At 25.5% G+C, this 11,617-nt stretch carries 8 protein-coding genes; all 8 read left to right on the plus strand.

The genetic code is table 4. From position 1 onward, the window contains the following. Positions 1 to 90: 90 nt before the first annotated feature. The 8 genes from ACJA28_RS03430 (at position 91) to ACJA28_RS03465 (ending at position 11,514) form a co-directional block, all read left to right on the plus strand. Positions 91 to 627, plus strand: a complete 537-nt coding sequence (locus ACJA28_RS03430) for a hypothetical protein (protein ID WP_406602201.1) — start codon at positions 91 to 93, stop codon at positions 625 to 627. An 87-nt stretch (positions 628 to 714) separates the two neighbouring features. Further along, complete coding sequence (locus ACJA28_RS03435) at positions 715 to 1,035, plus strand: hypothetical protein (RefSeq protein ID WP_406602202.1); 321 nt, start codon at positions 715 to 717, stop codon at positions 1,033 to 1,035. Positions 1,036 to 1,053: 18 nt separating this feature from the next. Continuing rightward, the gene (locus ACJA28_RS03440; RefSeq protein WP_406602203.1) at positions 1,054 to 1,353 is read left to right on the plus strand and encodes a hypothetical protein; all 300 of its coding nucleotides are present in this window, start codon (positions 1,054 to 1,056) and stop codon (positions 1,351 to 1,353) included. 186 nt (positions 1,354 to 1,539) lie between these two features. Then, positions 1,540 to 6,882 (plus strand): hypothetical protein, encoded by a 5,343-nt coding sequence (locus ACJA28_RS03445; protein ID WP_406602204.1) that lies wholly within the window; start codon positions 1,540 to 1,542, stop codon positions 6,880 to 6,882. A 447-nt stretch (positions 6,883 to 7,329) separates the two neighbouring features. Continuing rightward, positions 7,330 to 8,529, plus strand: coding sequence for an ATP-binding protein (locus ACJA28_RS03450; RefSeq protein WP_022935392.1), 1,200 nt, complete (start codon positions 7,330 to 7,332; stop codon positions 8,527 to 8,529). Between the two features lie 174 nt (positions 8,530 to 8,703). Continuing rightward, a complete protein-coding gene (gene recU / locus ACJA28_RS03455) occupies positions 8,704 to 9,210 on the plus strand; it encodes a Holliday junction resolvase RecU (protein ID WP_022935391.1) in 507 nt (168 codons plus the stop codon). Positions 9,211 to 9,290: 80 nt separating this feature from the next. Further along, entirely contained in the window at positions 9,291 to 9,593 is a 303-nt protein-coding gene (locus ACJA28_RS03460) for a hypothetical protein (RefSeq protein WP_022935390.1), read from the plus strand. 91 nt (positions 9,594 to 9,684) lie between these two features. Continuing rightward, positions 9,685 to 11,514: a UU173 family protein gene (locus ACJA28_RS03465; protein ID WP_022935389.1), complete on the plus strand. Its 1,830-nt coding sequence runs from the start codon at positions 9,685 to 9,687 to the stop codon at positions 11,512 to 11,514. Positions 11,515 to 11,617 lie beyond the last annotated feature (103 nt).

Raw genomic sequence — 11,617 nt, forward strand, 5'->3', positions numbered from 1 at the left:
GAACAGTTGCTGAAGGAGCAAATCAACAAGATTCAACAATTCAATCGATGAAAGGTCCAGGTATTAGGCAACTCTACTTATGGTTCTAATATGGAATTTAGTCAAATTGAAACATTTTTAAAAGCAATAGGTTATAAATTTAATTTTAGTTGACAAAATTCAAATGGAGAAGTACAAAATTCTGATACTTTACCTACAAATTTTTCATACAATTCTGAAAATCCAATTATTAATGTAACAATTTCATATGCAAGTGAAGATACAATACCAAGAATTTATATTTTTGATGATAGTTTACATTCAACTAAGAGTGTAACTACATACTTATCATTAGCTGTTAAAAAAACATTAAAAATTAATTCTTCATTTTTTGAATCAATGTATCAATATCTAAACATTGATGAATCAAATAAAAATATTACTATTAGTTCAACTGGAGTAGGTAACTCTTTAACAATTGATGCTATTAAAACATCATGATCTCAATTTGAAGAACAATATTGAGAATTAAATAATAATGCAAATAAAGATGAATATAAGCAACAACTACAAATTGTTTATTCAGTAAACGGTTCTGATTTTACTCTTGATTTAAATTCGATGTGAGAAAAAATTAATGAGGGTTAAGCTGAAGCAACAAACAATATTAGTAAAATTGGTAAATTAAGATTTTATTCACCAACATTTAAATATGGAACAAAAATTCAAGCTAAAGTGGTATTTAAAGATAGCGCAAATTTAGATGAATATGCTATTGAATACGAAGGAAATTCACAAGTTATTGTTAATCATAAATTATCAACAACTTTTGATATGACTAAGTATGCAGAATTTTGGTCAACAACAAAATCAAAAGCTAATGAAGGATCAACATTTGATAATTTAGAAGGATTTACTCCTGCTACATTTAATAATGTAACATTTGATCAATTTGTGCAAGAAACAGAAAAACAATTAGGATTATTAATCCAATATTCAAATGATGGTAAAAACAATTGAGTTGATTCAAGAGAATTAATAACTTCAGTTGATTAGTTTGATCCTGCAGTTTATATGAGATTTTCTTCAAAAACAGATGATTATACTGATTGAGGTAATAACTTCGAAATCAAGAATTTTAGTACTGGTGTAACTGATACAACTTCAACTAATGAATCATTAAAATGATCAAGTGGTGTTAAATTACCATTAAATTTACCTAAATATTTACAAGTAGAAAAATCATGAATTGATGAATTTATTGCTGCAAATCCTTTATCAGGTAATACTAAATATTTAAGTATTAATGAAGTTCCTGAAAATGAATTAATAGATAAAATTGTTAAAGCTAATCCACCACTGCCAGGAACTTAAGCTCCTACAGTTTGATTAGAATACCGTTTAGGTGCTACTGGTACATGAAATAAAAGAGCAGCATTTATTGAAGCTTTAAAATCTTCAACTAAAGATGCAACTACTAATTTAATTCAAATTAAGGTAAATGTTGACCCTATTGATATAAATGATCCAGTTTATGTAGTTCAAGATACAGTATATAACTTGCATGAAGAAAACATTAGTGATAATGCGGTGATTAAGATATTTGTTAACGAATCATATGAAACTCAAGCAAATAATGTTGCGATTCGTGGAACAAATACTCAGTTTACATATAGATATGGTCAATTACCAGTTAATGAAAATGGGGATTGAACTGGTGCAAATGGATTGATGATTCAATGAACTACTGATCAAAGTGCTACATATCAAGATGCATCAAGTGATAGTAAATGAGAAAATGTTCAAATTAGTTCAATTGACCCTGTAGCAAGATATTTGGCAATTAGAATAATTGCTAAAGCTGGTTATGTTTATGGTGCAAATTACACAGACAACAATCATAATCCAAATCCTCAAGCAGATATTCATGTTGTTAATGTAGATGAAATTAGATCAAAAATTGAAGTTGATTTAGATACTTTAAAAGCATTGGATTTAAGTGGATATGTTCACGATTTAAATACACAACAATTAATTGCAAGCGAACAACAAATTTTAAATAATATTCAAGGTGGAAATAACTTAGCAATTCGTTATCAAGTGGTTTTAGCTGATGGAAATAAATTAAATAATGATTGAGTTGATGCTACTGCACTAAAAACACTATTAAGTGAATATTCAGTAAATTATCAAAATTCTAGTCAAGGTTTAATTAAATTTAAAGTTAGCGGTTCTTCAATTGCTGCTGCTTCAATAAAAGCAACATTTGTTTCAATAAATGATCAGTTTATTCCGATTGATAAAAATAATGCTGATTTAGACCAAGGTATTGAAACTAATACAGATAAAGTTAAAACAAAAGTTGATTTATCAACTTGATATGAAGTATTGAAAACAAAACCTACTTTATTTAGAGCTGGTTCAACAAGCGCTAATATTCAAGATATTACTCCTCCAGGTATAGAAGGTACTTTTGGTTCAGGATTCTTGGTAGGAATGGATTATGGACAAATTACTACATTATTAAAAACTATTGGACTTGAAGCTCAATTTAAAGCTCCAGGTTCATCTACAAGTGATAATTGAGTTTCATTGGATGAAATTCATGATTTAAATAATGCAAATGAACTTTACATTAGATTTAAAGTAATAGATGAATTTGCTGATAGTGTTGAAGTTTGAGGAGATAAGAATTCGGCTCAAGATAATTTGCAACCAGTTGAAGTAAAATTAATCATTAATTTACCAATAACATTAATTGTTTCAATTGATGAACTTAAAAAATTACAATTTGTTGGTAATACAGCAGATTTACAAAATTTTGATGCTTTAAAATTAATAGAACAAGAAATTATCGATAAAATCATTCAAGATAGCCAAACTAGTAATACAGCAACTAATAATAAAATTAATGCCGCAAAACTAGGAATTAAATATGTATTAAATGGAAAACCTGGCGAAAAAACTTGAATGACTTTAGAAGAAGTTAAAGATTATCTAACTACTTCAAAAGCAAACTTTAGTTCAAATGAGGTTAAAGCTAAAGTGTTTATTTTAGATAATCCGCCAATTGATGAATATGGAACATTGCAATTCCAATTATCTTCATACGAAGAAGTTGTAATTCAACCAGAACAATTTGATGATGCAGCTCAATTTAAGGTATATATTCACCAAACAGACCCAACAAATCCAGATTGAATTTTCGCGAATAAATATTTAGAAGGTTCAGAAAAACAATATGTAATTAAAGATTTAGATGCTTGAACTAGAGACATTAACGCTTTAAAAGGATTAGAATTAGAATTTAACTCTGTTTCTAATAATGGACAACCAGTAGATGATGGTTGATCAACTCAATATAATGCTAATGAAATTAACAAAAATAAAGATTATTGAGTAAGATTTAAAGTAAAACCAGGATTTGTTTTTGAGAATGCATTACCAGATAATCCTCAATATTCAGCTCCAATTAAACTTGATGCTTCAAGAATTAAAGTAACAATTTCATTACAATCAAATTGATTAGAACAATTAGTTTTAACTGGAAATACTAAAAATCTAAATATTAATGAAGATGCTGTTATGGCTCTAGTTAATAATGAATTACCAGATGTTCAAAATAAAGAAAAATTAATTAAAATTCAATATACAATTGATGGACAAGAATGATTAACTAAAGATGATTTCATTAATAAATTAAATGGTCTTGATGGTGGATTATCAGAAACAAAATGAATTATTTTGCGTGAAGATATTAAAGCAAGATTTGTTATTGATAATGATATCAATAATCAATTTAACCCACCTTATGGTCTAGAAATTGATGGAATTATTATTGATAATGAGTCTCAAAGCCCAATTATTCAATTGATTGATGATACAAAGCAATTAAATAGTGCTGTTAAAGGTTATATCAATGCTAATAAATTAACTCCATTCATTGCATCTAATTTCTTTGTAACAGGTACAAATACTAAAGCAATTTTAAGAACAAAAGAAGTTGCTAAATTTAATACAATGTTGGATGGATATAAATCAGCTCAAATTTTTGACATTCTTTATACTTCAGAAGCAAATAATTTTATTCAAGAAAATAAAGTTTGAGATCCAGAAGGAAAAGGTATTGTTGAAGAGTTGGCACTAAAAGGTAACTTTGCAAATGAATATATTGCAATTAATTTAAAAGCTAGTTCAGATAAATATGATGTATATCATAATGACCAAATACAAGCAGATGGATATATTATTTCTTCTCCAGATATTAAAGTTTCATTGTCAATTGAAATTATTAACCCATTAATTGGTAAGACAGTTGCTATTACTTATATTAATGATCAAAAACAAGCAATTTTCTATCAAAATGATGGATCTTTCTTGTTTAACATAACAACTGACGATGGAAGACAAATGAGTTTTGATGATTTCATTGCTCAATTACCTACAGGTAATGATACAGAAGCTGGTCAATATACACAAGATATGAAAAATGCAATGGAATTAGCTTATTATGTTTCAAATCGTCCTTTAACTGATGAAGAATATAAAGAAATTACTAAACCAAATAATATTCAGAAAGTGCCTTCAGCAAATGAAGCAAATGAAAAATATGGTGTTTGAAAATCAGCTCCAACTTTAAATGAAAGTACTAATTTAAGTCTAGCAGTTAATGATTATATAATTGTTGCCCTAAGAATTAAACCTGAATTTTTATCAGATCCATCTAAAGATGATTCAGGATTTGTTCTAAGAGATGATGAACATACACCAACACAACAATCACGTGCTCATGGATATAAAGTTAGAACAAGCGAAATTCAAGTTAACTGAGATTCAATGGAAGTTAAAAATGTTGGCGCACCAGTTAATACAGATAAAGGATTAGATGGTTTTGCTGTATTGAATAAGCTTTCATTGATTGAAGATGCAGGTAAAAATTATCAAGGTGTTTCACTGAAATTAAATTACTTTAATGATTTTTATAGAAGTGCTAGTGATGAAATTCTTGTTTCAAATTCTGGAGATCGTTTAGTAAAACGTGAAACAACTGGTGTAGGAATTCATAAAGGCGATAAACCATACTATGGTAGCGATGGTCAACCAATTAGAGATAAACAAGGTCAAGAAGTATTCCCTTACTATGATTCAGAAAATCGTCCATCACATCCAACTAAAGAATTAAATTCAACAAGAAGTTTAAATTTAAGTGAAAAAGAAGATAACATTTTCTCATTCTATAATCAAGATGGGAATATTGAAGGAATTACTGACTTAACTGCATATAGTTTGTTTGCTAATCAATATATTCAAATTGAATTCATGAATAAAAAAGGTTTATCTACAGAACCTGATGTTTATGACTATTATGTAGATCAAGCTAATGTAACAAGAGAATATACATTACCAACTTCATTAATTAAATTCCTAGTAATTAATGTTAACAACATTAGATATGAATTCAATTCATCTGAATTTAAACAAATTATTGCTGATCCAAATCCTGCAAATGTTTTTGTAAATACTAAGGATGCAACTCAATTACCAAAAAATGGTGAATCAAGAATTAAAGATGACATTATGTATAAAGTTACAAAAACTGAAACAGGTCAATCAGATGTTGAATTATTAACATTAGAACAAATTAAGCAACAAATAGAAAGCGATTTTAGTGGTCAAGTTAAATTGCAAACAAGCATTAGACGTAAAAATTCAAACTGAGAAAAAGCTATAGATTATGGAAGAATTCAAGAATATAATAATTTACAAAATGGTGACTTTATTAAAGTAGAAATTGTTCCTACAAATGATGAGTTTGTTTATGCACAACAACCAGAACCATTAACATTCCAAATTACAACTTTAACTATTGAAGACGCTCCTACTGATTTATTCAAATGATTGAGAGTAGAGCAAGTTGGTGAATGAGATGGGGAAGGTTCATTTAGAATCTATGTTGACGATCCAAATAATCCAAATGATGATAACTTAACTATTGAAGATTTATCTAATGGTAAATATTATTTTGAAGCTCAAGTTTGAAGTGTAGATCCTTCAACAGGCGAAAAAACCATTAAACATAAATGAACTCGTGATATTGATACAATTAATGATTTAAAAAATGGCGACAAAGTTGCATGACAATTAAGATCACCAGAAGGTACAGTATATAGTGCTTACTTCAATACAGTAGCTGATATTGCAAATCATAATAGTTCTGAAGATAAATACAGCTTTGTACAAATTAATAAGAGAGGAGCAATAAATATTACTCCTCCAGTTCTTCAACCTGAGGGTGGCCCAATTGGTCCTAAACCTGCAGATGAAGATGCTTATCCAGAAACATCAGGATTTGAAATTGCCAACTTAAGAATTAGAGATCAAGATCAAGAATTTACATCAATTTCATATGATACATTTGCTTCTTTAATGAAAGAAATGAACTTCAGTTATCAAGGTGTTAATGGAAATGGAAATATGATTTCGTCTAAAGATCCAAGAAATGTAACTGTAGATATTGAAAAACCTACTCAATTAAGAGCAAAAAGAGCAACAACATTCACATTACAATATTTAATTGATCAAGGTTACTTAAGTTTTGCTTATAATACAATCGGACTATCAGATTTCAATAGATTTTCATGAAATCAAGTTAAAGACCCTTCAGGAAATTACTTAGTGGCTCCAGGATTGTTATCAAATGGTGACAAAGTTAAAGCTATCTATAAAGACCCAACAATGTCAACAGCTTACGAAATTCAATTGAATGATGTTTGAGGTTTATCTAAAAAAACAGATAGCATGCCAATGTTTGCTTGAATTGGAATTGGAGCAGCATCAGTTGCAACATTAGGAATTTTCGCATTCATCTACTTCTTTGCAAGAAATAGAAAATTAAAAAGTTAATTAATTAAAATAATAAAAAATTCATTTGTTATGTGACAAATGAATTTTTATTTTTACAACAAAGCACAAAAATAAAAAGCAAATTCTCTAGAATAGATTTTAAATTTGTGATAGATTTTAGTTTTTCTTTTTTTATGGATTTGCAATAAAATATTTAAAGAAAATGGAAGCGAAATAAATGATTTTAACAAAGAAAAAAATAAACCTCAAAGAGATCCTAATGGTGCTGGTTGACCATCAAAAACTGGCAATAATTCTGGGTAAAGGCAGAGGAAATAATAAACCTAGAAATAAATAACATATACGACAAATTTAATAGAAACTCAAAAAGTAATCAAATACTAACAAATTAATATAAATTGATACCTTATATATAAAATACTTTAAGTTCTTTTTTTAGAACTTATAAGTTCTTTTTTTAGAACTTATGATAAAATATTTTTAATTATGAATATTAAAACTGGAAAAGAATTATTAAACTTTATTGAAGATAGGACAAAAAATAAATACGAAAGAAAATATGTTAACCATTTTTATAAAAAAATTAAAAATGAGAAGTTTTCTTATGTTTTTTATGGAATTAGGAGAATTGGGAAGACAACAATGTGTTTTCAAATTTTGAATAAATTTATATCAAACAAAGAATTAAAAATTGATGAAATTATATTTTTAGATATAGAACTTGAACTTTCATTAGGTAATAAAAGTGAAATAATTAAACAAAAGTTTTTTGAATTATTTAAAAGCAATAAATTTAAGCTTGTTTTTTTTGATGAAATACAATTATTAGAAAATTGAGATATGTTTATTAAAAGTCTTAATGATCATTTTCCCAATGTAAAAATTATATCTTCAGGTTCAAGTAGCTATAATCTAAAAGAAAAAGAATCTGGGCTTGGAAGATTTATTAAAGTAAATATCCAACCATTAATGTTAAATGAGTTTATTTCAATAAGAAAAGAAGAAATTAAAGATTTTTCTAAAAAAGAAATAATTCATTTTTATTTAAAAGAAACTTCTTTTTTTGAATTGTGAAGTATTAAAGATGAAGATTTTAGAAAAAGATATATGTTAGACATTTTAGAAAAAACAATTATTTATGATTTAAATTTCATAGTTAATCGTTCTTTTACTCCTTCTTATATGAAACAAATTATTAGAGAAATTGCTCTTAGTGAAACTGGAGAATTAAATTTTGAAAAAATAAGATCAAAATTATCTATTCCTAAAACAACATTTTATGAATATCTAAATATTATGGAAAATATTGGAGTTATTCGTATATTAGAAAGATATAATGGAAATTTGATTTTGTCTAAAAGAGGACCTAACAAATACTATCTATCTCTTCCATTTTTTTATAATTTATATTTCAATTTAGATCACACATTTCATATTGGAAAGATTTATGAATCATTATTTTTAATGCATTTAAACTATAAATATAATTTAGAAAATTTAAAAAGAAAAATATTTTATATTAAAGACAAAGAAGAAATTGATTTTTATATACCTAGTGAAAATATAGGTTTTGAATTAAAATCCAAAAATATTGAATTTAATAATTTGTATTTAAGATTAAGTTCTTCGGGTTTAGTGAATTTAAAAACTTTGAATATAGATGATTTATTTGATTTTATTATCTAAATTTAGTTCAATTTTAATTATAAAAATAAAATTAATTTAATCGTAAAAAAGATACAAATTACCTATGTTTAGATAATTTAATGAGTTTATGTTAAAATTTTGTAAGCAATCTTGTTGGTAGATAGAAGTGTTAACTTCTATCTTTTCTTTTTTATTTTGAAAGGTAATATATTAATGAAAAATGAATATATTTCGTATAAAAATCGAGGAATGTTGTTAGAAAATATATTAAATCGAACAATAAGTTATTATGTAAGTAATAAAATTGCTTTTTTTACAAAAAATAATCTAAATATTTCATTTCAAAGTGCATCAAAAAATAAATCTAATAAAATAATTCAATTAAATTCATCTTTTATTAAAAGTAAATCAACTGTTGATTACTATGGAATTTATAAAGGACAATATGTTACTTTTGAAGCTAAGTCAACAGATGAGAAATTTTTGCCAATTGCAAACATTAAACCTCATCAACATAATCACTTAAAATTTATTTCTCATTTAGGAGGCAAAGCTTTTTATATTATTTTTTTTAAAAAATATTCACAAATTTTTTTAGTAAATGTTGATGACATTGATTATGAGAATAAAAAATCTTTATCTTTAAAAGAAGCAAAAGAAATAGGTAAATCAATTGAAATTATTTTTCCTGGTGTAATAGATTTTTTATCTTTAATTTAATTAAAAAGTATTAAATATGGCACCAAAGAAAAATTATGTAATTAATGCTCAAATAGGTTCTATTCACAAAATTGCTTTAAATGATTTTTTTTAATAGATCCCAAACTTATGAGATAGAATTAACTAAAATAAATCATGCAAATGGTGATTATGAAGGAACTTTTAAAGGAAAAATAAAAATTATGAGTTATACAAAAAATTTTGAAGATAAAGTTTTGGACTTTATGAATAAAATTGATAACAAAATAGATGGGATTGAAAGACGTATTGGTAACATAGAGAAGCGTTTGGATAAAGTAGAAAAACGTTTAGATGTTCTTGAAAAAGATGTTAAAGAAATCAAATCTCTTCCAACAATTCAAAATGAATTAAAAAATAAATAATTTGTTTAGATTTAATCAACTAGATGTATAAAAGGGCTTTTACAAAAAGTAGAAATGATTCTTTGTTTTTTGTATAATAGACAATTACAAAATGCTTTTATCTTTAAAAACAAATGCTTTTATCACTTATAAACATCTAGAAAGGTTATTTACTTCCCAAGAATATTTTGTGTGAAATAAAGATGATATTAATAAAATAATAGATTCAAATGAAGATATAGATGAAGATGTAAGTGCTTTTTGAGAAATAGCAAAAGATTTTGAAGAAGAAGAAATTGATGATTATAAATATGTTGAAATTATCAAAAATGGATTTAGTTTAGTCAACGAATTATTTATTGATCAAATTATTAAAGAATCAAAAATTGAAAATAAAAAAGTTTTAATTATTAAAGAAAAATCAAATGAATTAGCTTTTCAAAAAACTATAACTGCTTTAAAAGATGAAAACATTAATTGAATAATTAATCCTGTTTTTATTTATCAGGATATGATTATTAAACCATCTTTATACAAAAAAGATAAACAATTTATTTATTCGTTATTACACTCAACTAAAACTAAATTAATTAATTACTTACGTGCATATTTTGAGTATTCTGTTTTAACTAAGTTAAATGTAAAAGTTAATGAATACTTTTTTTACTTATATGAAAATAGAATAGATTATCCTGAACCAAAACAGTTATTTTTTTATAAAACAAATTATTGTTGAAGCAATAAAACTAAACAAGATAGAAAAGCTTTTGAAAAAGCGGATTTAAAAGAAAAAGAAAAACTAACTATTATTGAAAAATTACAATCAGGAATTATAAAGTTTAAATTCAAATCAAAACAAAGTAAAAAAAACAAAGAGATTAAAAATATTGAAACTGCAATACCTGAAATTATTTTAAAGTTAGAAAATTTTGATGAATATGTAGAACAAATTAGACAAGCTAAAGAAATAAAACAATTTTTAATTTTAAATCAAAAAGATATCACTCCTTGAGGAGAGAATCCAAATTTTATTAATTTATTTGATTATAAAAATTGTCATATTCCTAAAGTTTGCGGTTATCTATTAAATAAAAAAAATCTATTAGATTTAATATATTTGCCCAGTCACAATATAGATTATTTTAAAAACAAAAAAATTCCTTTAAAGATGATTTTAAATCAAGAAAGTCATTTGGATTATAAAAAAATGATTCAGTTTATCCAACCAATTACAAAATCAGATGTTGTTTGATACGACTTCGAAGGTTTTTCAATGCCTTATTCATCTATTGCTTTTGCTAAACCATATCAACAAATTGTTTTTCAAGTTTCAATTATAAGAACATCAAAAGAAAAAGAAATATTCAAAGACAATATTGTTATTGATCCAAAGGAACTTCAAGTTGAAGATTTTGTAAAAATTATAAAATCTATTTATTGGCATGATCAAGCAAAATACGTTGTATATAACAAAAATTATGAACTAGCTCGAATTAAAGAAATGATAAAAATGTTAAAAAATTATTTAGACGAAAAAAATGATAAAAAAATCGTTGAAAATTTAGAACATATGGCAAAAATTATTGAAAATAATACCATTGATCTATTAGATTTATTTCGTTATTCAGGTAGTAAAGATAAAGTGCCGCCAATATTCTTACATCAATTATTAGGTTTTTCTTCGATTAAAAAATTAGAACATTATATTACAGATAGCAAAATTCAATTAAAAGAAATGATAATTCCATACAAAGAATTAGAAGTTCAAAATGGATTAATGGCTATGAATAAAGCAATTCAAAGATATTTAGATGCTATTGGTGATGAAGAATGAAATGTAGTTAGTCAAAATCTTGCAGCTTATTGTGAAAACGATGTTCGAGCAATGATTATGGTTTATTACTTTGTTAAATATTTAATTTCCAAAAATACACAAAAATAATGAGCATTCAACTCATTACTTTTATATGGTGCCCGAAACTGGACTTGAACCAGCACGGCATTACTGCCCGGGGATTTTAAGTCCCCTACGTCTACCATTCCGT

The organism is Mesomycoplasma moatsii, assembly GCF_045276915.1.
Lineage (GTDB): Bacteria > Bacillota_I > Bacilli_A > Mycoplasmatales > Metamycoplasmataceae > UBA710.